The following is a 22,168-nucleotide window of genomic DNA, read 5'->3' on the forward strand; positions in this document are numbered from 1 at the left end:
GGCAGGGAAGCGAGGTGGCGCGAGGGGTGTCCAGAGCGAGGACGGCCCGCCGGATCGCGGCGGGCGCGGCGTACGGCGGAGGCGGGCTCGGGCTGGTCGGGGTCGCCGCCGTGGGACTGGTGCTGGCGGAGGTCCAGTTCGCGAAGCGGACGGTGGGCACCGGGCTCGGGGCCCCGCCGCGGGCCGACGGGCTGTACGGGAGCGAGTTCGCCGGGCCGCCGGGCCCCGGACCCGGCCCGCTGAGGCTCGGCATGATGGGCGACTCCACGGCCGCCGGGCTCGGCGTGCGCCGGGCCAGGCAGACCCCGGCGGCGCTGCTGGCCTCGGGGCTGGCGGCGGTGGCCGAGCGGCCGGTGGAACTGCGCAACGTGGCCCTCTCCGGGGCCATGTCCGACGACCTCGACCGGCAGGCCGGGCTGCTCCTGGACGGGGCGCTGCCCCCGCCGGACGTGTGCGTGATCATGATCGGCGCGAACGACGTGACGCGGCGGATGCCGCCGACGCAGTCGGTCCGCCACCTCACCTCGGCCGTACGCCGGCTGCGGCTCGCGGGCACCGAGGTGGTGGTCGGGACCTGCCCCGACCTGGGCACCATCGAGCCCGTGTACCAGCCGCTGCGGTGGCTGGCCCGCCGCGTCTCGCGCCAGCTGGCCGCCGCCCAGACCATAGGGGTCGTCGCGCTGGGCGCCCGTACGGTCTCCATGGGGGACCTGCTCGGCCCCGAATTCGCCGCCAACCCGCGCGAGATGTTCGGCCCGGACTCGTACCACCCCTCGGCGGAGGGTTACGCGACCGCCGCCATGGCCGTGCTGCCGACCCTGTGCGCGGTGCTGTCGCTGTGGCCGGAGTCCGACCGGCTGGAGGTGGCACGGCACGAGGACATGCTTCCGGTGGCCAAGGCCGCGTCGGCCGCCGCCGGGCAGGCGGGCACCGAGGTCACCCCGGCCCGCGGGCCGTGGGCCCTGCTGAAGCACCGACGCCGCCGCCGCGTCCCGGCCGAGGACCTGTCCTCGGACCCCGACTCCGTCCCGGGCCCCCAGGTGGCGGGCGCCTAGCCCCGGGGCCGCCCGCACCCGGGCTCCGGGTCCGCAGCCCCCGGCGGCCCGATCCCAGCCCCGCCGGCACGGGGCGCGGGCCGGGCGGGCGCCGCCGCGCCGGGCGGTCCCCTCCCCGCCCAGCCACCGTTCCCCTGGCTCTGCCCGGACCCGGTCGGGCGGGGCCCGGATGCCGACGGAGCCCCGCACCCGGTGCGACGGGCCGCCGCGCCGGGCGGGTCCGGGAACAGCAGGCCCGGAGGAGGCGTTCCACCCGCGGAGCGACCGGCATCACACACCCAAGGCGGTGACCTCGACCGTACGGGCCGGTAACTTCGCTTGCGGTCCCGCAACGAGCCGCAACTCACCCCCCTTGGAGCCCCGATGCCCGAAGCCGTCATCGTTTCCACTGCCCGCTCCCCCATCGGGCGCGCCGGCAAGGGGTCCCTCAAGGACGTCCGTCCGGACGACCTGACCGCGACGATCATCCAGGCCGCCCTCGCCAAGGTCCCCGAGCTGGACCCGCGCCAGATCGACGACCTGATGCTCGGCTGCGGCCTCCCCGGCGGCGAGCAGGGCCACAACCTGGCCCGCATCGTGGCCGTACAGATGGGCATGGACTACCTGCCCGGCACGACGATCACCCGTTACTGCTCCTCCTCGCTCCAGACCTCCCGCATGGCGCTGCACGCCATCAAGGCCGGCGAGGGCGACGTCTTCATCTCCGCGGGCGTCGAGACGGTGTCCCGGTTCATGAAGGGCTCCTCGGACGGCCTGCCGGACACGCACAACCCGCTCTTCGCCGACGCGGAGGCCCGTACGGCCGCCGTCGCGCAGAGCGAGGGCTCTTCCTGGCACGACCCGCGCGAGGACGGCCTGGTCCCGGACGCCTACATCTCGATGGGGCAGACCGCGGAGAACCTGGCCCGGCTCAAGGGCGTGACCCGTCAGGACATGGACGAGTTCGGCGTGCGCTCCCAGAACCTGGCCGAGGAGGCCATCAAGAACGGCTTCTGGGCCCGCGAGATCACCCCGGTCACCACCCCGGACGGCACGGTCGTCTCCACCGACGACGGCCCGCGCGCCGGTGTCACCCTGGAGGGCGTCCAGGGCCTCAAGCCCGTCTTCCGCCCCGACGGCCTGGTCACGGCCGGCAACTGCTGCCCGCTCAACGACGGCGCCGCCGCGCTGGTCATCATGAGCGACACGAAGGCGCGGGAGCTGGGTCTGACCCCGCTGGCCCGGATCGTCTCCACCGGTGTCACCGGCCTCTCCCCCGAGATCATGGGCCTGGGCCCGGTCGAGGCGTCGAAGCAGGCCCTGAAGCGGGCGGGCCTGACCGTCGGCGACATCGACCTGTTCGAGATCAACGAGGCCTTCGCGGCGCAGGTCATCCCGTCGTACCGGGACCTGGAGATTCCGCTGGAGAAGCTGAACGTCAACGGCGGCGCCATCGCCGTCGGTCACCCGTTCGGGATGACCGGTGCCCGCCTCACCGGCACGCTGATCAACAGCCTCCAGTTCCACGACAAGCAGTTCGGCCTGGAAACGATGTGCGTGGGCGGCGGCCAGGGCATGGCCATGGTCATCGAGCGGCTGAGCTGAGCCGGAGCGGAGGGTAGGGGTCGCCGCGAGGAACGAGCGGCGGCACCTGCCCGCAGCGGTGGCGAAGCCCAGCGCGACCGAAGAAGAGGGCGGCTGAGCTGAGCCGGAGCGGAGGGTAGGGGTCGCCGCGAGGAACGAGCGGCGGCACCTGCCCGCAGCGGTGGCGAAGCCCAGCGCGACCGAAGAAGAGGGCGACTGAGCTGAGCCGGAGCGGAGGCGCCGCAAGGGATCCGCTTGATCCCTTGCGGCGTACTGACACCGATTCCAATCCCGTCGCGGCCGACCTGTGACCGAATCTCCCCCAGGATGTGACCTTTGTCCTGGGGGTTTGGCATTTCCCCAGGTCAGGGCAGGTTCACACCGCCCCCGTGTGACGAAAGCCCTGTCCAATTCGTGACGTAATGCACTGCACGCCATTCCCAGGTCGGGACACTCTGATGTAGGAAGTCGGGGGATCGAATCAATCGGGAGTTAGTCAGTGAGCGCCATGTCTCTTGCCCTGCTGCTGACCACGGCCGCCGCCGCGGCCGTGGGCGCTGCTGCGCTGCACGCCGTACACGGCCTGCGCAAGCAGGTGACGGCCCTCCGCGGTGAGCTGGCTTCGCCGGCCAACCCCCGCGGTGCGACCGTCCCGCACGCCCGCAGCGCCGTGCATTCCCCCGCCGCCGAGATACGAGCCGCCGTGGCCGAGGCCCTGGCCGAGGAGCGCGAGCGCGAGCTCGCCGAGGCGCGGGCCTTCTGGGCCGCGCAGGAGGCCCGTGACGCCGCCGACGCGCCCTCGCTGCTGGGTGGCCTGCCCGGGCTGGGTGAGGACGGTCCTGCCGTCTTCCTGCCCCGCCAGGCGGACCTGGTGGGCCTGGAGCCGCTGCTCGGCGACGAGGCCGTCGACGACTACCCCGAGGATTCGGCCGAGCTGGCCGCCGCGCGCCGGCGCCACCCCTCGCACCCCGACTTCGTGCCGGCCCAGGCCTCGGCTCCCGGCGCGGACCACGAGCGCACGGTCTCCCGTCTGGAGGAGCTCGCGGAGGCCCGTACGGCCCTCGCGGACGTCCGCCCGGGCCCGCTGGGCACGCTCGACGTGTACGTCTTCACCGACGGCACCACGCTGTGCATGACCCCGGGCCACCGGGAGACGGCGGAGCGCCTCGCGGAGGCGCTGCGCTCGGGCACCGCGCCGGTGCTGCTGGGCGGCTCGGGCATTTCGGGCGCCTATGCGCTGACCTTCTCCTGCGGTGACGCCCAGGACCCCGAGAACAACGTCTACATCCTCGCGGACCGCGTCATCGCGTCGCTCTGACCTGCGCCTGCTCCACCAGCCGCACGGCCTCGTCCAGCACCTCGGACGGGGCCTTCGCGGTTTCCCGGGGGCTTTCGGCGGGTGCGGCGCGCAGCGCCTCGGCGAGGTCGGTTCCGGCCACCGCCAGCTGGTCCCCGACGACGAAGACGCCCGCGTCGGGCATGTCCCGCGCCGGAGCCGCCCCCGCGCCCTGCTGCGCCGCCTCCAGCGCCTGGGCGCGTACGGAGAGTTCCCTGGCCAGCTCCAGCGCCTGGGCGGCGGCCCCCTGTTGGAGGCGGCTCTGCGGCATGGCCCGCAGCCGGTCGGCGAAACGTTCCACGGCGGCGGTCAACGGCGAAGTATCAAGCACCCGGCCGACCTTACGCGCCGTCGCGGCACCATTGCCAACGGGCGAACTCTCCGGCACGGTGGCGTGAAGAGAACAGCACAGCACGGCGATACCTCCGGAGGCGCCCATGTCCGTAGAGTTCTCCGAGCAGACCCACCGGAACATGATCGACAGAATCCCCCTGACCACCGGTCGTGAAGTCTCCGACTGGCTCCGCACCGTGGACGCCGGCCCCTCCCTCGTCCGGTTCGAGGAGAAGGTCAGCTGGCTGCGCGGGGCGCACGAGCTCTCGTACGGCCAGGCCAAGGCGATCATCCACGAGTACGACCTGCGCAGGGCGGCCCGCAAGTTCGGTTGAGCCCTCCCCGTTCCGACCCCTCGATCCCGACCGGTCCCCGATCCCTGCTCCCGACCCCGTACCCCCTCCGAGACGCGGGAAGGCCCCGCGAGCGGTGAGCTCGCGGGGCCTTCCCCTTGCCGTGCACAGGCGCCGGCAGTGGCCGGCCGGTACGACTAGTCGTCGCCGGAGAGGATCTGGAACAGGCGCAGCAGCTCCAGGTAGATCCACACCAGCGTCATGGTGAGGCCGAAGGCCGCCAGCCAGGCTTCGTCGCGCGGGGCGCCGTACGCGATGCCGTCCTCGACCTGCTTGAAGTCCAGGGCGAGGAAGCAGGCGCCGAGGATGACGCCGATGATGCCGAACAGGATGCCGAGGCCACCGCTGCGGAAGCCGAGGCCGTCACCGCCCGCGAAGAGCGAGAACAGCAGGTTCGTGACCATGAGCAGCATGAAGCCCATGGCGGCCGCCATCACGAAGCCGTAGAAGCGGCGGGTGACGCGGATCCAGCGCATCTTGTACGCGAAGAGCACCGAGGCGAACACGCACATCGTGCCGAGCACGGCCTGGATGACGACTCCGGCGCCCAGGTAGGTGCTGGTGGCCGAGCTGATGACGCCGAGGAAGAAGCCCTCGAAGGCCGCGTAGCCCAGGATGAGCGCCGGGGAGGCCTTGCGCTTGAAGGTCTGGACGAGCCCGAGGACCATCGCGACGAGCGCGGCGCCGATGGCGATGCCGTACGACTTGTTGACGTTCGCCGGGTCGACCGGCAGGGCGATCCACGCGATCGTCGCCGTGAGGATGACCGTGCCGAGCGTCATGGCCGTACGGCTCACGACGTCGTCCATGGTCATGACGCCGGCGCGCGCGGGCGCCTGCGGCATGCCGGTGGTCACGTCGGTGGCGTAAGGATTCGTCGCGTACGGGTTGGTCCCGGCCTGCTGGTGCTGCGCGTCAAAGTTCGCGTAGCCCCCGCTGTCGCGGCTGAACCCCCGTCGCGAGAAGACCGGGTTACTGCTCCTCATCTCACTCCTCCATGGCCACCGTGCGCAGCCTTGCGACAAGAGTAATGCGTTAGCAAAAATCTGACCCTACTGCTCAGGGAGGATCTTTGCCCAGCACCCGGGCAGGTTCCGCACCCCGCGCCGGACCGCCCCGGACCGGCCGGGCGGGACCGCACCGGGGCCCCCGGCCGGACGCATCCGAGCCTTTGCGCGGCTCCCTCAAGAGATCTTCGCGTAGAAGCGCCGAGAATCCACTGAATTCCACGCGGGCAAAGACCTCCGCCAATTGGGCGTCCCCGCCCCCGCAACAGACGTGCTGTCATTTCCGCCCGCACCCCGGCGACACCCGCCCACGCACTCCGGTTCGACCCGACCCCGCCGGTTCGAGCGCACGTTCGCCACCGGCCCGGAAACAGGACGGCGGGGGTGCCCTTGGGGGCGCCCCCGCCGTACCTCGCGCGGTGTGGACAGAGCGCTGTCGTGCCCGGAGCCGGACTCGAACCGGCACGGCCTAGGCCAGCGAGGTTTAAGCTCGCCGTGTCTGCATTCCACCATCCGGGCAGGGCGTATCGGCTCCCGTACGAAAAGCACTGAACGCTGCGCCGAGCCTATCCGGATCATCGAGGTCCACACTGGGCCGTCTATCCGATGTTGTCTGATTTTATTGGCGCTTGAGGGTGCGTCAGGCCCGAGAACACACGGTGGGCCCGTTACGGGCCGCGATCGTCCCCGATGCGGGATTGACGGGATTTCGATGGCTCGCGCCACCCCCGCCCGCCACCCTCGCGCCACCCCGGGCCACCCCGCGCCCTTCGGCCCGCCTCCGCGGCGTCCCCGAGTGCAGCCCGACCCTCCGTCATACCAGAGGAGGAGGCGGCCCGCCCCGCGATCAGACTCCAGTGGGCCAGGGAACGGGCACCTCGGCTGATCCCCGGCGCGCTGGGCGCGGTGAGGATGGAAGGGTCCCGCCGATCCGCAGACCGCACCCGGTCCGCAGCCCGAGGAGTCGCTCCCGTGACCACCATGAACTACGCCCCGCACACCACCCAGGCCGTGGCCGCCCGGGCCACCGGCCTCTCCAAGGTGTACGGCCAGGGCGAGACCCAGGTGGTCGCCCTGGACAACGTCTCCGTGGACTTCGGCCAGGGCCAGTTCACCGCGATCATGGGCCCCTCGGGTTCCGGCAAGTCCACCCTGATGCACTGCGTGGCCGGTCTGGACACCTTCTCCGCCGGTTCCGTCCGCATCGGCGAGACCGAGCTCGGCACCCTGAAGGACAAGCAGCTGACCCAGCTGCGCCGGGACAAGATCGGATTCATCTTCCAGGCGTTCAACCTGTTGCCGACCCTGACGGCGCTGGAGAACATCACCCTGCCGATGGACATCGCGGGCCGCAAGCCCGACCAGCAGTGGCTGGACACGGTGGTCGACATGGTCGGGCTCTCCGGCCGCCTCTCGCACCGCCCCACCCAGCTCTCCGGCGGCCAGCAGCAGCGCGTGGCCGTGGCCCGCGCCCTGGCCTCCCGCCCCGAGATCATCTTCGGTGACGAGCCCACCGGAAACCTCGACTCCCGCTCCGGCGCCGAGGTCCTCGGCTTCCTGCGCAACTCCGTCCGCGAGCTCGGCCAGACCGTCGTCATGGTCACCCACGACCCGGTGGCCGCCTCCTACGCGGACCGCGTCATCTTCCTCGCCGACGGCCGCATCGTCGACGAGATGCTCAACCCCACCGCCGACGGGGTGCTCGACCGCATGAAGGCCTTCGACGCCAAGGGCCGCACCAGCTGAGGGACGTTCCCTCCCCGCCCCCGCTGACCCCTTACACCTGGACTCCTCCACCATGTTCCGTACCGCGCTGCGCAACGTGCTCGCGCACAAGGCCAGGCTGCTGATGACGGTGCTCGCCGTCGTCCTCGGCGTCGCCTTCGTCTCCGGCACCCTCGTCTTCACCGACACCCTCGGCAAATCCCTCAGCAACCAGTCCGCGAAGAGCTACGAAGGCGTGGCGGTATCCGTCACCTCGTACGGCCAGATGCGCAACACCAACGGCCAGAAGGAGGGCGAGCCCGGCATCAGCCAGCAGACCCTCGACAAGGTCAAGGCCGTCAAGGGCGTCGACGCCGTCACCGGCCGGGTCTCCGGCTTCGCCGGCGTCGGCGACGAGGACGGCAAGCTGATCGGCCAGGGCTGGGCCAACAAGGGCTCCAACTTCGTCCCCCTCAAGGACGGCAAGGACCCGCGCTACACCTTCACCGACGGCACCGGCCCGGCCAAGGACGACCAGATCTCCCTCGATAAGGAGAGCGCGTCCAAGGGCGGTTACAAGGTCGGCGACAAGGTCCGCGTCGCCACCAACGGCCCGGTCAAGGAGTACGCCCTCACCGGTGTGTTCACCACCGAGGACGGCTCGGTCAACGCGGGCGGCAGCCTGGTGCTCTTCGACACCGCCGTCGCGCAGCAGCTGTACCTGAAGCCCGGCTACTACGAGGAGCTGTCGATCAGCGCCAAGGCCGGCACCAGCGCCGACCAGCTGCTCGCCGAGGTCAAGCCGCTGCTCGACGGCAAGCGCACCAAGGCCCAGACCGGCGCCGCGCTCGCCAAGGAGCAGGCCAAGGAGATCGAGAAGGGCATGAGCAGCATGAACACCATGCTGCTGATGTTCGCCTTCATCGCGCTGTTCGTCGGCGTCTTCCTGATCTACAACACGTTCACGATGCTGGTCACCCAGCGCACCAAGGAGCTGGCCCTGCTGCGCGCCGTCGGCGCCAACCGCGGCCAGGTCATGCGCTCCGTGCTCGCCGAGGCCCTGGTCGTCGGCATCGTCGCCGCCGCGATCGGCCTCGCCACCGGCATCGGCCTCGCGGTCGCCATGCGCTCGCTGATGAACTCCTTCGCGGCCAAGATCCCGGCCGGCGACCTGGTGGTCGCCCCGACCACGATCGTCGCGGCCTTGGTCATCGGCGTCCTGGTCACCGTCCTCGCCGCGCTGCTGCCCGCCTGGCGCACCGGTCGGATCGCCCCGGTCGCGGCCATGGGCAGCGCCCACCTGCCGGCCTCCGCGAAGTCCCTCGTCCTGCGCAACGTCATCGGCAGCGTCCTCGGCCTGCTCGGCATCGGCGTGGTCATGCTGGGCGTGTCCATGGGCAGCGACGGCCGGATGGTCATCGGCGGCGGCGCGTTCTTCCTGCTCCTCGGTCTGATCGTGCTGCTGCCGCTGCTGTCGCGGCCGGTCATCTCGGCCCTGCGGCCGCCGCTGCAGAAGGTGTTCGGGGTGCCCGGCAAGCTGGCCGCGCAGAACGCCCTGCGCAACCCGCGCCGTACGGCCGTCACGGCCGCCTCGCTGGCCATCGGCCTGACCCTGGTCACCGCGCTCTCGGTCGTCGGCATCACCATGGGCAAGGCCGTGGACCGGATGAGCACCGACAAGATCAAGGCCGACTACAAGGTCACCATGAACGGCGGCATCGGCAGCCTGGACAAGTCCGTCGCCGAGACGCTGGCGAAGGCCCCCGGCATCAAGGCCGTCTCCCCGCAGACCGCCGGCGGGCTGAGGATGGGCGACGACTTCAACGCCGCTTCGGGCGTCAACCCGGCCGCCATCGGCCAGATGCTCAACATCGAGGTGGTCAGCGGTTCGCTGAGCAGCCTGGGCAAGGGCGAGGTCGCCGTTGCGGACAAGACCGCGGCGAAGGCCAAGCTCTCGGTCGGCTCGACGTTCGAGGTCATGTACGACGACGGCCAGAAGGGCTCGCTCAAGGTCGGCGCGGTCTACAAGGAGCTGGAAGGCCTGCTCTCCCCGTACGTCCTCGACGACAAGATCCTCAGCGCGCACGCGGACGAGCAGTACATCCCCGAGGTGTACGTCAACGCCGCCGACGGCGGTTCCAATGCCGGCGAGAAGGCCGTCCGGGACGCGCTCGGCAACAACCCGGCGATCGGCGTCGCCACCCAGCAGGACATGCGCAACGAGATGGGCGGCATGGTCAACGTCGCGCTGAACATCATGTACGGCCTGCTCGGCATGGCACTGATCATCTCGGTGCTCGGCGTGGTCAACACCCTGGCGATGTCGGTCTTCGAGCGCAAGCAGGAGATCGGGATGCTGCGGGCGATCGGCCTCGACCGCAGCCGCGTCAAGAACATGATCCGCCTGGAGGCCGTGGTCATCTCGCTCTTCGGCGCGATCCTCGGCATCGGCGTCGGCGTCTTCCTCGCCTGGGCCGTCGGCACCACCTTCAGCAAGTCCGTACCGGGCTACGAGCTGGTCATCCCGTACGACCGGATCGGCATCTTCCTGCTGCTCGCCGGTGTGGTGGGCGTCCTGGCCGCCATGTGGCCCGCCCGCAGCGGCGCCCGGCTGAACATGCTGACCGCCATCAAGACCGAGTAGCGCGCACGGTTCGCAAGGACCCCGCAAGGGGGGAAGGGCCCCGGGGCACGCGCCCCGGGGCCCTTCCCGCTGCCGTACGGGGTCACGCGCCCCAGGTGCGCAGCCGCAGCGGCAGCCCCGACCGGCCGGCGGCCGCGGGCTTCACCGCGAGGATCTGGTTGACGCCGAGCCGGCCGTGCTCGAAGCCCAGCGCCGAGGCCGCCATGTACAGCCTCCAGGCCCGGGCCCGCCCCGGTGAGGTCAGCCGTACGGCCTGCTCCCAGTGCTCCTCCAGCCGCGCCACCCAGGCGCGCAGCGTCAGCGCGTAGTGCTCGCGCAGCGCCTCCACGTCGCGGACCTCGAACCCGACCCGTTCCAGCTCGCCCACCGTCGTGCCCAGCGGGGAGAGTTCGCCGTCGGGGAAGACGTAGGCGTCGATGAACTCGTCGATCCGGTAGGCCTCTTCGTCCGGCTCCGGCGGGCGCGCGATCTGGTGGTTGAGCAGCCGGCCTCCGGGGGCCAGCAGGGCGTGCAGGGTCCGGGCGTATTCGCGGTAGCGCTCGGCGCCTACGTGCTCGGCCATGCCGATGGACGAAATCGCGTCGTACGGGCCGTCCTTGACGTCCCGGTAGTCCTGGATCCGGATGTCGACCCGGTCGGCCAGGCCCTCTTCCGCGGCCCGCTTGCGGGCGTACACGGCCTGCTCGCGCGAGAGGGTGACGCCGGTGACGCGGACCCCGTACTCCCGGGCCGCGTGCAGCGCCATGGAGCCCCAGCCGCAGCCGACGTCGAGGAGCCGCTCGCCGGGCTGGAGGCCCAGCTTCCGGCAGACCAGGTCGAGTTTGTCCCGCTGGGCCTCCTCCAGGGTGGAGCCGGGGCTCCAGTAGGCGCAGGAGTACACCATCGAGGGACCGAGGACGTGCTCGTAGAACTCGTTGCCGACGTCGTAGTGGTGACTGATCGCCTGCCGGTCGCGGTACTTGCTGTGCGTCTGGCCGCCCCGGCGGGGGGCCTCCTCGGGCGGCGGTGCGGGCGCCGGCCACGGCCGGGCCAGGGCGACGAGGTCGCGCAGCGCGGCCCGGGCCTCCGGGTCGCGCAGCAGCGCGGTGGTCCCGGCGACGCCCGCGGCGCGCTCCGGCAGGCCCGGCAGGTACGGGCGCAGGGCGCGCAGCTTGCCGAGGCCCGAGCGGCGGACCGCCTGCGGGGCCTCGGGGACGTCGGCGGGTGCCCGCTCCCAGAGCAGGCCGGCCACCCGGTCGAGCAGTTCGAACAGGTCGCCTTCCACCGTCAGGTCGCCGGCCACCCAGGCCCGGGCCAGGCCCAGTTCACCCGGCCGCCACAGCACGCGGCGCAGGGCGCGGCGGTTGGCCAGCACCAGGGTGGGGCCGGCGGGCGGTCCGGCCTCGCTGCCGTCCCAGGCGCGGATCCGGACGGGCAGGGGGGCGCCCAGCAGGGTCTCGGCAAGAGCGGCCAGCCGCGGCGCGGCATCGGTCATCGTAGGCACCTCCGGAAACGATCCGACCCGACCCGACGGCCTACCCGTTTCCGGAGGCCCTCAACCGGGAGGGAACGCCGAAGGGGCCGCCCGCACCACGGATGGCGGGCGGCCCCTTCGGGGACGTGCTGGAGGAGTTGCCGGTCAGGCCCGGGTCAGGAGGCCTTGGCCTTCGCGGCGGGGGCTGCGGTGGCGGCCGGAGCCGGCGCCGGCTTGGCAGCCTCGTAGAACTCCTCGCGCGGGGTCTCCAGCGCGCCGAGGGAGACGACCTCGCGCTTGAGGAACATGGCGAGGGTCCAGTCGGCGAAGACGCGGATCTTGCGGTTCCAGGTCGGCATGGCCATGCCGTGGTAGCCACGGTGCATGTACCAGGCGAGCCGGCCCTTGAGCTTGATCTTCATCTTGCCCATGACGATCATCGCGACGCCCTTGTGGAGGCCGAGGCCCGCCACCGCACCCTTGTTGGAGTGGGCGTACTCGTGCTGCGGGAAGCCCCGCATGCCCGAGATGACGTTGTCGCCGAGGACCTTGGCCTGGCGCAGCGCGTGCTGGGCGTTCGGCGGGCACCAGGCGTTCTCGACACCGGCCTTGCGGGCGGCCATGTCCGGGACCTGGGCGTTGTCGCCCGCGGCCCAGATGTAGTCGCTGCCCTGGACCTGGAGGGTCGGGGCGGTGTCGACGTGGCCGCGCGGGCCCAGCGGCAGGCCGTAGCGGGCCAGCACCGGGTTGGGCTTGACGCCGGCGGTCCACACGAGGGTGTCGGAGTCGACCTCAAGGCCGTTCTTCAGCACCACGTGGCCGTCCACGCAGGAGTCCATCGAGGTGTTGAGGTAGATCTCGATGCCGCGCGACTCAAGGTGCTCCTTGCCCCAGGTGCCGAGCTTGGGCCCGACCTCGGGGAGGATCTTGTCGGCCGCGTCCACCAGGATGAAGCGCATGTCCTCGCGCTTGATGGTGGTGTAGTACTTCGCGGCGTCGCGGGCCATGTCCTCGACCTCACCGATGGTCTCCGCACCGGCGAAGCCGCCGCCGACGAAGACGAAGGTGAGGGCCTTGCGGCGGACGTTCTCGTCCGTCGTGGACTCGGCCTTGTCGAGCTGCTCAAGGACGTGGTTGCGCAGGCCGATGCCCTCTTCGACGCCCTTCATGCCGATGCCCTGTTCGGCGAGGCCGGGGATCGGGAAGGTGCGGGAGACGGCGCCGAGCGCGATCACCAGGTAGTCGAAAGGCAGCTCGTACGCCTCGCCGACGAGCGGCGTGACGACGGCGACCTTGCGGTCCTGGTCGATGCTGGTGACCCGGCCGGTGAGAACCTCTGCCTTGGGCAGCACGCGTCGCAGCGGGACGACGACGTGCCGAGGCGAGATGCTGCCTGCGGCCACTTCAGGGAGGAAGGGCTGGTAGGTCATGTACGAGCGCGGGTCGACGACCGTGACGGTCGCCTCGCCGTAGCGCATCTTCTTCATGATGCGCTTGGCTGCGTACAGGCCTACGTACCCACCTCCTACAACGAGGATCCTGGGACGCTCCGTGGTGCTCATGGAACGAGTATCCAGCACCCAAAGGGGTGCCGCTCGTGAGCCCCTTCACAAGGTGCCATGAGGCCTCTGCTACACTGCGCGGCCCACGTGACGGAGGTCATGGCGCGAAACGGGAACCAAGGTGTAACGGGAGTCGTTGTTCACCCGTCCTGAACTGGCCTCCAAGCCCGTAACCGGAGTAGACCACCGGGTTGGTGGATACCTACCGACTACACCGGAGTCGACGCCCGAATCGCACGAACGCCCGCATGAAAAGGGCCCGTGGGCCCCGGAAGCACCCCGAAGGACCCTTCCCGTGGCCCATCAGGCCTCTTTTCCTTGTGAAGAACTTCACGAACTTTCTGTGGAGGAGGGGACCTAAGACCCCCGTAAGGGCTTCCGAAGGTCCTCTGGACCCGCCCAAAACATGGCAGCGGCGCTCCGGTAGCCACCGGAGCGCCGCTGTTGGGGCGGGTAGGGGTCAGGATCGCAGGCGGTCGGCCTCGACCTCTTCGGCCGTCTTGATCGCGATTCCGTCGAGGATGTCGTGTTCCGAGACCACGACCTCCGCGGCTCCGGTCCGCTCCATGATCGCGAGGAGCACCAGGGCGCCCGCACCGATCACGTCCACCCGGCCCGGGTGCATCACCGGGATCGCCGCGCGTTCGGCGTGCGTGGCCGTCAGCATCCGCTCGCTGATCTCCCGCACCGTCGCGTACGGGATCCGCGCGTGGTGGATCTCCGAGGAGACGTACTCCGGCAGCCCGAGGGCGATCGCGGCGACCGTCGTCACCGAGCCTGCCAGGCCGACCAGCGTGCGCGCCTCGGCGAGCGGGACCGTCTGCTCGGCCAGGTCCAGCGCCGCCTCGATGTCGGCCCGTATGGCGGCGATCTGCTCCGCGGTCGGCGGGTCGGTGACCACCCCGTCCACGACCAGGTGCCGTTCGGTCATCCGGACGCAGCCCACGTCGACGGAACGGGCCGCCCGTACGTGCTCCTCGCCGACCACGAACTCGGTCGAGCCGCCGCCGATGTCCACCACCAGGAAGGGCTTCTCCAGGGGGGTCGCACCGGACGGGGCCTGGGGGAGGGTGGCGCCCGTCAGCTCCTTGGTGGCGCCGACGAAGGAGAACTCCGCCTCCTGGTCACCGGAGATCACCTCGGGCTCGACGCCCAGGATGGCGAAGACGCCCTGGACGAACTCGTCCCGGTTCTCGGCGTCGCGGGAGGCCGAAGTGGCCACGAACCGCACCCGCTCGGCACCGAACTCCTTGATCACCGCCGCGTACTCGCGGCACGCCGCGAAGGTCCGCTCCAGCGCCTCCGGGGCCAGCCGGCCCGTCTTGTCCACGCCCTGGCCCAGCCGGACGATCGTCATACGCCGGTCCAGTTCGACCAGCTCGCCCGTGGCGGGGTCGAAGTCCGCGACGAGCAGACGGATGGAGTTCGTACCGCAGTCGATGCCGGCGACCCGGGTCACGCGTCCGGTCCCTGCTGCTCCGCGGCCTCCGCGGTCTGCGCCTTCGGTGCGCACGGCGTGACGCAGGCGCCCTTGGCCCACCACTGCGGCAGCATCGCCAGGGCCTCGTCGCCGAACGGGTTCACGCCGGGTCCGGCCGCCAGCGAGTGGCCGACCAGCACGTGCAGGCACTTCACCCGGTCCGGCATCCCGCCGGCGCTCGGGAAGCCCTGGAGCACCTCGATGGCGTCGCGGCGGCGGATGTAGTCCTCGTGCGCGGCCTGGTAGGCGGCGGCGAGCTCGGGGTCCTCGGCGAGCCGGGCCTGCATCTCCTTCATCACGCCGTTGGCTTCCAGCGTGCCGATGGCGGAGGCCGCGCGCGGGCAGGTGAGGTAGTACAGCGTCGGGAAGGGCGTGCCGTCGGGGAGCCGCGGCGCGGTCTCCACCACGTCCGGCTGGCCGCAGGGGCAGCGGTGGGCGATGGCGCGCAGCCCGCGCGGCGGGCGGCCGAGCTGCTGCTGGAACGCTTCGATGTCCGCGTCGGTCGGCTCGGTCCGGTCGGTCTGGGGCGGGGGCGTCTGCATGCCTACAGGAAGTCTCTTCGTTCTCGTGGGTGGGTGCGGGTGCTCGTCACTCGCCGGGGCGGTCCGCCTTGTCGACGCCGTCCCAGACGTTCGAGTACCAGGGCCGGTCGGATCCGGCTGCTCCGGTGCGGTGCCGCTCGGCGGCCCCGGCCCCGGGGTCGGTCATGATGTAGCTGATCTCGCCCGGGCGGACGAAGTGCAGGTGCTTGCGCGCCTGCTGCTCCGCGTACGCGTTGTCCTGCCAGCGGGCCTTCTCGTCACGGAGGCGTTCGAGGCGCCGGCTCGCGGCCTCGGCGGCCCGCTGCTGCTGCGCGATCTCCGAACGCTGGGACACGTACTGACGCATCGGATACGCGAGGGCGACGACCAGCGTACAGAGGACGAGCACCAGCAGCGCGGCCCGGCCGGTGAGCCGGCTGCGGCGGACCTGGCGGCGCGTCTGCGAGCGGTAGACGTGGGCGGCGGTCCGCTCGCCGAGCTGCTTGAGCCTGGTCGCGGTGGAGAAGGTGGAGAACCGATCCCGGTTCCCGGCCATTGATCCCGCCTCCCCTATGTACGCGCTACGCAATACGTCCCCGCACACGGTACGGGACCGAGTGCGGGGACGTACGGAGGCGGGAAGGGCAAGAGCGTGATTGCCCCTTGCCGTGCCCGCCGGCAGCGCTTAGTTCGCGCGGAACCGCGGGAAGGCGGAGCGGCCGGCGTACACCGCGGCGTCGTCGAGGATCTCCTCGATGCGCAGCAGCTGGTTGTACTTGGCGACGCGGTCCGAGCGGGCCGGGGCGCCGGTCTTGATCTGGCCGCAGTTCACCGCGACGGCGAGGTCGGCGATGGTGACGTCCTCGGTCTCGCCGGAGCGGTGCGACATCATGCACTTGAAGCCGTTGCGCTGGGCCATCTCGACGGCGTCGAGGGTCTCGGTCAGCGAACCGATCTGGTTCACCTTCACGAGCAGGGCGTTCGCGGAGCCCTCCTCGATACCGCGGGCCAGGCGCTCGGGGTTGGTGACGAAGAGGTCGTCGCCGACGATCTGGACCTTGGCGCCCAGGCGGTCGGTGATGGTCTTCCAGCCGGCCCAGTCGTCCTCGAACAGCGGGTCCTCGATGGAGACGAGCGGGTACGCCTCGACGAGCTCGGCGTAGTAGTCGGTCATCTCGGCGGCCGAGCGGGACTGGCCCTCGAACTCGTACTTGCCGTCCTTGTAGAACTCGGACGCGGCGACGTCGAGCGCGAGCGCGATGTCCTTGCCCGGGGTGTAGCCGGCCTGCTTGATGGCCTCGATGATGAGGTCGAGCGCGGCGCGGTTGGACTCCAGGTTCGGGGCGAAGCCGCCCTCGTCGCCCAGGCCGGTGGAGAGGCCCTTGGTGTGCAGGACCTTCTTGAGGGTGTGGTAGACCTCGGCACCCCAGCGCAGCGCCTCGGAGAAGGACTCCGCGCCGATCGGGGCGATCATGAACTCCTGGATGTCCACGTTGGAGTCGGCGTGCGACCCACCGTTGAGGATGTTCATCATCGGAACGGGCAGCAGGTGCGCGTTCGGGCCGCCGAGGTAGCGGAAGAGCGGGAGGTCCGAGGCCTCGGACGCGGCGTGCGCGACGGCGAGGGACACGCCGAGGATGGCGTTGGCGCCGAGCGAGCCCTTGTTGTCGGTGGCGTCCAGGTCGAACATGGCCTGGTCGATCAGGCGCTGCTCGGTGGCGTCGTAGCCGACGAGCTCCGGGCCGATCTGCTCGATGACCGCGAGGACGGCCTTCTCGACACCCTTGCCCATGTAACGGTTGGGGTCACCGTCACGGAGCTCAATGGCCTCGAAGGCACCGGTGGAGGCACCGGACGGAACTGCAGCACGGCCGGTGCTGCCATCGTCGAGGCCCACCTCGACCTCGACCGTGGGGTTGCCTCGGGAGTCCAGGATTTCCCGGGCTACGACGACGTCGATGGACGGCACGAGCATCTCCTTCTGGGATGTGACGCTGGGTGTGCGGTGGCATGTCAGGCCGTGGGACGGCCTTGCCGACTAGAGCCTAACCGGCTCCGGGCATTCGGCCCGCCGACCGCCCGCCTCCTGGGACGAAAAAGGGCCCGAATACCCGCCTTCCAGGACATAGGGGCGCCGGATCGGGGCGGGAAAACACCGCCGCCCGGCGCGTGGGGGGAGTCGCGCCGGGCGGTGGGGATGTCGCGTGCCGTGCATGCTGCCGCGATTGTTACGGCAGGATTCAGCTGAGCTTCAGCATCTGACCCGGGAAGATCAGGTCTGCGTCCGAGACGATGTCCTTGTTGAGCTCGAAGAGCTTCTCCCAGCCGCCCTTGACGCCGTTGGCCTCGGCGATGGTGCCCAGGGTGTCGCCGGACTTGACCTCGTACGAGCCGTTGCCGGTCTTGATGACCGGGGCCTCGGCGCGCTCGGAGCGGGTCGTCGGAGCCGGAGCCTCGGAGCGCTTCGTCGTCTCCTTCTTCGGCTCGGTCTTCTTCGGCTGGGTCTTCTTGGTCTCGGTCTTCGTCTCCGTCTTCTTCGGGGTGTCGGTCGTACCACCACCGCTGTAGGAGGAGTTGGAGAGACCCTTGCCGCAGACCGGCCAGGCGCCCTTGCCCTGGCCCTTGAGGACCTTCTCGGCGACGGCTATCTGCTGCGACTTGGAAGCCTGGTTGGCCTGCGAGGCGTAGGCCTTGCCGCCGTACGCGGCCCAGGTGGAGGACGAGAACTGCAGGCCGCCGTAGTAGCCGTTGCCGGTGTTGATGGCCCAGTTGCCGCCGGACTCGCACTGGGCGACGCGGTCCCACTCGGAGCCGGTGGCGGCGGAGGCCGAACCGGCCGCCATCAGGGGCGCGGCGACCGCGACACCGGCGACGCCGGCGAGCGTGACGATGCGGGTGGTCCGTTCGATGGCCGTGGCGCGGCGGTGCTTGCCCTTGCCGGAAAGCAGCATGGAGTTCTCCTCACCGACGCCTACGAGGTGAGCTGTCGGGTTCGGGCTGATGAGTGCCCGGCCGTGCATGGCGCACGACTTAACCCCTAGCCGTTTCCGTGGCCGTCTCTCAACGGCCGGTCCCGGCGCCTACCTTGGTTCCCCCGCTCCTGCCTTCGGCGCTTTACGCGACGACTGTTCCCCCCGTCCGCCGGCAGGATTCGGCGATGCGGTCGAAGGAGCCCGCGGTGGCGGGCGACTCAGAAGGTAGACAGGTCTCTCCCCGATGTTCAACGAGGAACACCGGGGAGAAACGGGCCCTACTTGCGCTCCCTTTAAGGGCGTTTGCGCAGGTGAGGAGCGGGTTTGCGGAAGACGGCAGACGGGACACGCCAGTTGACCGGAAGAGACACATGTCTCACTTGCAGATAGCGGACATTCCACTCTTTCCGGGTGCCCGAAGTGCCGTTATTACTAACTTAGATCCAGATTCTGACCGGGCTTGATCAGATCGGCGTCCTTGCCGATGACCTGCTCATTGGCCGCGTAGAGCGCGTTCCAGCCGCCCTTGACCTTCCTGGCGGTCGCGATGGTGGCCAGGCTGTCGCCCTCCTGGACGGTGTACGAGGGGTTCGACGCCGCGGCAGAGGTGACGGGAACCTCAACGGCGGGCGTACCACGGTGCTTGCCGTTGCCGGAGGTGTCCGGGATGCCGGCCGGGTCGGTGGAGGCACCCGGGGCGCCGGGGGCCGCGGGGGCGGTGGGGTCGGCCCCGGGGGTGATCGGAGCGGTCGGGTCCGCCGGGTGGGCCGGAGCGGTCGGAGTTCCCGGCGCGGTGGGCGTCGTCGGGGCCGTGGGGGTGCCCGGGGTGGTGGTCGGGTCGCCCGGGAGCACCGGGACGGTCGGCGACGTGGACGGCGCGTCCGGATCGGGCATGACGGGCAGTCCGCTGCTCGGCGCGAGCGGCGCGGGCGGAAGCGTGAAGTCGGGGGCCGGAGCCGGGGTCGGGGCGCCGAAGTCCGTCGCCTTCGCGCCGGAGCCGCCCTTCGGGACCGAGTTGTCGGGGCGCGAGGCGCTGGGGGCGACGGGACCGAGCGTGCCGGGCAGGCCGGGGTCCACGGCCGCCGCGGGGGACTGCCGGGTCAGTCCTGCCGACTCCGAGCACTGCCCCCAGGCCTGGGGGCCCTGGGTACCCAGCACGCGTTCGGCGACGGCGATCTGCTGCGAACGGCTGGCGAGGTCAGGGCGCTCGGCGAACTCCTGGCCGCCCGAGGCGTTCCACTGCTCCTGCGTGAACGAAAGTCCGCCGTACGACCCGCTGCCGAAGTTCGCGCTCCAGGAACCGCCGCTCTCGCATTCGGCGACCTTGTCCCACGTGGAGGTGTCGGCCGCGCTCGCGCTGGTGGCGGCGAGCAGCGGCAGTGCCAGCGCGGAGCCGGTGACTCCGGCGGTGACGACTATCGCGGGTACCTGGCGGGGGCGTCTGTGGCGGCCGTTCCCGGAACGCATGAGCTGCACCTTTCGCATAACGACTGGGTAACGGCAGAACCTAGCCTTCTTGGCATGCAAGTCACAACTCTTGACCGGGGCTGACTTCTGGTCAGGGGACGTTCAGGTGTTTCGAGGTGCGAACCGGACGGGAAGAGTGCGCAGGCCACGCATGATCAGACCCCCGCGCCAGCGAAGCTCGTTGGGCGGAACAGCGAGTTCCAGATCCGGCAGACGCGTGAGCAAACTCGCAAGCGCCGTCTGTCCTTCAAGTCGTGCGAGCGGCGCGCCCAGGCAGTAGTGGATGCCGTGCCCGTATCCGAGGTGCTGGTTGTCGGTGCGGGAGAGGTCGAGGGTGTCCGGATCGGCGAACCGCTCGGGGTCCCGGTCGGCCGCGGCGAGGACCACGAGCACCGGGTCGCCGGCCGCGACGTCCTGGCCGCCGAGGCTCAGCGCCTCGGTGGCGAACCGCCAGGTGGCCAGCTCCACGGGGCCGTCGTAGCGGAGCAGCTCCTCGACGCCGGTCTCCAGCAGGCCGCTCTCCCCGGCGGCGAGGGAGTCCTGCAGGCGGGTGCGCTGGTCGGGGTTCATGAAGAGGGAGTGGACGCCGTTGCCGATGAGGTTGACGGTCGTCTCGAAGCCGGCGAAGAGCAGGATGAAGGCCATCGCGGTGGCCTCGGCCTCCGTCAGGTGGTCGCCGTGGTCGCTCGCGCGGATCAGATCCGAAATCAGATCATTGCCCAGATCATCCCTTTTTCGGTGGATGAGTTCACCGAGGTAGGTCCGCATCTGCTTCACGGAGCGGGCGACCCCGCCCCGCGGACCGCCGCCGTGCCGGATCATCATCCCCGCCCAGTCGCGGAAGTCGTCCTGGTCCTCGCGCGGTACGCCGAGCATCTCGCAGATGGCGTAGATGGGGAGCGGGAAGGCGAACTCGTGGATGAGGTCCGCTTCACCCCTGCTCGCGAACCGATCGATGAGGTGGTCGGTCAGCTCCTGCACCCGCGGGGCGAACTCGGCGACCCGGCGCGGAGTGAACGCCTTCGACACCAGCCGCCGCAGCCGGGTGTGGTCCGGCGGATCGATGTTGAGCAGATGGGTCATCAGCTCCGCCTTGCGCTCCCCCGGGATCCCGGTCTTGCCCTTGGCGTGCGCCGGCTCCGCGTGGTGCGCCGGGTTCTTGCTGAGCCGCTGGTCGGCGAGGGCCTGGCGGGCATCGGCGTACCGGGTGACCAGCCAGGCCTCGACCCCGCTCGGCAGCTTGGTGCGGTGCACCGGGGAGTGCTCGCGCAGCCAGGCGTACGCCGGGTACGGATCGGTGGCGAACTCCCAGTCGAACAGGGTCGGGCCCTGGGGAGGAGTGTTGTCGTGGGGGGCTGCGGAGGTCGGCTCGTGCACCCGCTGACCGTATCCCGCGCGCCGGCGGCCATCCCATATGGGGTGTTCGCCGCGGCTGTCCGTAGATCCGCCATCGCTTGACGTCGCGTTGCCCGACGTTCCTACTTTCGGTTTTGTGGATGTGAGGATCTTGAAGAGCAGCTTCGCGGTGGTGGAGAGACGGGCCGAGCACGCGGTCAAGTACTTCTACTCCCACCTCTTCTGGCACAACCCCGGGTTCCGTGAACTCTTCCCGGCCTCCACCGAGGGCATGGAACGCCAGCGCGACCGGCTCTTCGCCGCACTGGCCCACGTGGTCGCCCGCCTCGGCGACGAGAGCCTCCTCCCCTATCTCCACGCCCTCGGCCGTGACCACCGCAAGTTCCTCGCCGGCCCCGAGCACTACGCGGCCGTCGGCTCCAGCCTGCTCGCCGCGCTTGCCCTGACCTCCGGCGAGGCCTGGACCCCGGACGTGGAGAAGACCTGGTCCGAGGCCTACCAGGTGATCGCCGACGCCATGATGGCCGGGGCCGCCGCGAGCGAGGACCCCCCGTGGTGGGACGCCGAGATCGTCCGCCACCTCCAGTACGGGCAGGACATAGGGGTGCTGACCCTGCGCCCGCACGCCCCCTACCCCCATGTACCGGGCCAGTACGTGAGCGTGAGCAGCGAGCGGGTCCCGGCGACCTGGCGCACGTACTCCATCGGCAACGCCCCGCGCCCCGACGGCACCCTCGACCTGCACGTCAGCCGCGTCGACCACGGCCGGCTGAGCACCGCCCTGGTCCGCGAGGCCCGGCCCGGCGAGGTGCTGCGGCTCGGCGCGGCCGGCGGGCAGCTGACCCTGCGCCGCGCCGGCCGCCCCGTCAGCCTCATCGCGGCGGGCACCGGCTGGGCGCCGATCCGGGCCATGCTGGAAGAGCTCGCCGGGCAACCCCCCGATCAGGACGTACGGCTCTTCGTCGTCGCCCGCGACGCCGCGCACCTCTACGACCGCCCGCTGATCGACGAGTACGCCGCCACCTTCGGCTGGCTCGGCGTCACCTACATCACGCCGGCCCCCGGGCGGCACCGCAACCAGGCCACCGGGCGGCTCGCGACCGCGCTCGGCCACCGGGCCCTGTGGCCCGAGCAGGACGTCTACCTCAGCGGCCCGCCGCCGTTCGTCGAGCAGACAGTGCACCTGCTGGAAGAACTGGGCGCCCCGCCCGGGCGGATCTTCCACGACTGCGTACCCACCGCCGGCCACGGCCCGAACGGACGCCCCCTGGGCTTCGGCGAGTGGTTCCTCAGCCGCCCGGCGCCGCACTGGCACGACCCGTCGGGCCGCTCGCCGCGGGCCTGAGGGGGCTCCGGCGGCAG

At 71.0% G+C, this 22,168-nt stretch carries 18 protein-coding genes, 1 tRNA gene and 1 riboswitch; of the genes, 7 read left to right on the forward strand and 12 right to left on the reverse strand.

Features of this window, described 5'->3' with window-relative positions; all coding sequences use genetic code 11:
- Positions 1–14 precede the first annotated feature (14 nt).
- The 3 genes from OG974_RS18120 (at position 15) to OG974_RS18130 (ending at position 3,936) form a co-directional block, all read left to right on the forward strand.
- Positions 15–1,055: an SGNH/GDSL hydrolase family protein gene (locus tag OG974_RS18120; RefSeq protein WP_327283736.1), complete on the forward strand. Its 1,041-nt coding sequence runs from the start codon at positions 15–17 to the stop codon at positions 1,053–1,055.
- A 363-nt stretch (positions 1,056–1,418) separates the two neighbouring features.
- A complete protein-coding gene (locus tag OG974_RS18125; protein ID WP_327283737.1) occupies positions 1,419–2,639 on the forward strand; it encodes an acetyl-CoA C-acetyltransferase in 1,221 nt (406 codons plus the stop codon).
- A 487-nt stretch (positions 2,640–3,126) separates the two neighbouring features.
- Positions 3,127–3,936: a hypothetical protein gene (locus OG974_RS18130; RefSeq protein WP_327285671.1), complete on the forward strand. Its 810-nt coding sequence runs from the start codon at positions 3,127–3,129 to the stop codon at positions 3,934–3,936.
- Here the strand turns inward: OG974_RS18130 and OG974_RS18135 are convergent.
- Positions 3,920–4,285, reverse strand: a complete 366-nt coding sequence (locus OG974_RS18135) for a hypothetical protein (protein WP_327283738.1) — start codon at positions 4,283–4,285, stop codon at positions 3,920–3,922. The genes OG974_RS18130 and OG974_RS18135 overlap by 17 nt on opposite strands.
- A gap of 106 nt (positions 4,286–4,391) precedes the next feature.
- Between OG974_RS18135 and OG974_RS18140 the strand changes: the two genes are divergently transcribed.
- Complete coding sequence (locus OG974_RS18140; protein ID WP_327283739.1) at positions 4,392–4,622, forward strand: DUF4287 domain-containing protein; 231 nt, start codon at positions 4,392–4,394, stop codon at positions 4,620–4,622.
- A gap of 155 nt (positions 4,623–4,777) precedes the next feature.
- Here OG974_RS18140 and OG974_RS18145 read toward each other — a convergent pair whose 3' ends face one another.
- Positions 4,778–5,626, reverse strand: coding sequence for a Bax inhibitor-1/YccA family protein (locus OG974_RS18145; RefSeq protein ID WP_327283740.1), 849 nt, complete (start codon positions 5,624–5,626; stop codon positions 4,778–4,780).
- Positions 5,627–6,086: 460 nt separating this feature from the next.
- Positions 6,087–6,166 (reverse strand) — tRNA-Leu (locus OG974_RS18150).
- A 462-nt stretch (positions 6,167–6,628) separates the two neighbouring features.
- On the opposite strand from OG974_RS18150, the gene OG974_RS18155 reads away from it, so the two are divergent.
- Complete coding sequence (locus OG974_RS18155) at positions 6,629–7,393, forward strand: ABC transporter ATP-binding protein (RefSeq protein WP_327285672.1); 765 nt, start codon at positions 6,629–6,631, stop codon at positions 7,391–7,393.
- Positions 7,394–7,445: 52 nt separating this feature from the next.
- Positions 7,446–9,995, forward strand: a complete 2,550-nt coding sequence (locus OG974_RS18160; protein ID WP_327283741.1) for an FtsX-like permease family protein — start codon at positions 7,446–7,448, stop codon at positions 9,993–9,995.
- 82 nt (positions 9,996–10,077) lie between these two features.
- Here the strand turns inward: OG974_RS18160 and OG974_RS18165 are convergent, their stop codons facing one another.
- From OG974_RS18165 to OG974_RS18205, 9 genes are all read right to left on the reverse strand, one after another.
- Entirely contained in the window at positions 10,078–11,469 is a 1,392-nt protein-coding gene (locus OG974_RS18165) for a class I SAM-dependent methyltransferase (protein WP_371643738.1), read from the reverse strand.
- A gap of 155 nt (positions 11,470–11,624) precedes the next feature.
- Entirely contained in the window at positions 11,625–13,010 is a 1,386-nt protein-coding gene (locus OG974_RS18170) for an NAD(P)/FAD-dependent oxidoreductase (protein ID WP_327283743.1), read from the reverse strand.
- Positions 13,011–13,470: 460 nt separating this feature from the next.
- Positions 13,471–14,469 carry a Ppx/GppA phosphatase family protein gene (locus OG974_RS18175; RefSeq protein ID WP_328762975.1) on the reverse strand — a complete coding sequence of 333 codons (999 nt, stop codon included), beginning with the start codon at positions 14,467–14,469 and terminating at the stop codon, positions 13,471–13,473.
- Positions 14,466–15,032: a DUF501 domain-containing protein gene (locus OG974_RS18180; protein WP_327283745.1), complete on the reverse strand. Its 567-nt coding sequence runs from the start codon at positions 15,030–15,032 to the stop codon at positions 14,466–14,468. The genes OG974_RS18175 and OG974_RS18180 overlap by 4 nt, the downstream gene beginning before the upstream one ends.
- Before the next feature lie 46 nt (positions 15,033–15,078).
- Positions 15,079–15,567: a septum formation initiator family protein gene (locus OG974_RS18185; protein WP_327283746.1), complete on the reverse strand. Its 489-nt coding sequence runs from the start codon at positions 15,565–15,567 to the stop codon at positions 15,079–15,081.
- Positions 15,568–15,696: 129 nt separating this feature from the next.
- A complete protein-coding gene (eno, locus tag OG974_RS18190) occupies positions 15,697–16,986 on the reverse strand; it encodes a phosphopyruvate hydratase (protein WP_327283747.1) in 1,290 nt (429 codons plus the stop codon).
- Positions 16,987–17,251: 265 nt separating this feature from the next.
- Positions 17,252–17,962 carry a transglycosylase family protein gene (locus tag OG974_RS18195; RefSeq protein WP_327283748.1) on the reverse strand — a complete coding sequence of 237 codons (711 nt, stop codon included), beginning with the start codon at positions 17,960–17,962 and terminating at the stop codon, positions 17,252–17,254.
- Between the two features lie 2 nt (positions 17,963–17,964).
- A riboswitch (cyclic di-AMP (ydaO/yuaA leader) is annotated at positions 17,965–18,133 on the reverse strand.
- 282 nt (positions 18,134–18,415) lie between these two features.
- Entirely contained in the window at positions 18,416–19,450 is a 1,035-nt protein-coding gene (locus tag OG974_RS18200; RefSeq protein WP_327283749.1) for a transglycosylase family protein, read from the reverse strand.
- A 102-nt stretch (positions 19,451–19,552) separates the two neighbouring features.
- Entirely contained in the window at positions 19,553–20,827 is a 1,275-nt protein-coding gene (locus OG974_RS18205) for a cytochrome P450 (protein ID WP_327283750.1), read from the reverse strand.
- 115 nt (positions 20,828–20,942) lie between these two features.
- On the opposite strand from OG974_RS18205, the gene OG974_RS18210 reads away from it, so the two are divergent.
- Positions 20,943–22,151 carry a globin domain-containing protein gene (locus tag OG974_RS18210; protein ID WP_371643742.1) on the forward strand — a complete coding sequence of 403 codons (1,209 nt, stop codon included), beginning with the start codon at positions 20,943–20,945 and terminating at the stop codon, positions 22,149–22,151.
- Positions 22,152–22,168: the final 17 nt, after the last annotated feature.

The sequence above is a fragment of the Streptomyces sp. NBC_00597 genome, from assembly GCF_041431095.1.
Classification (GTDB): Bacteria; Actinomycetota; Actinomycetes; order Streptomycetales; family Streptomycetaceae; genus Streptomyces.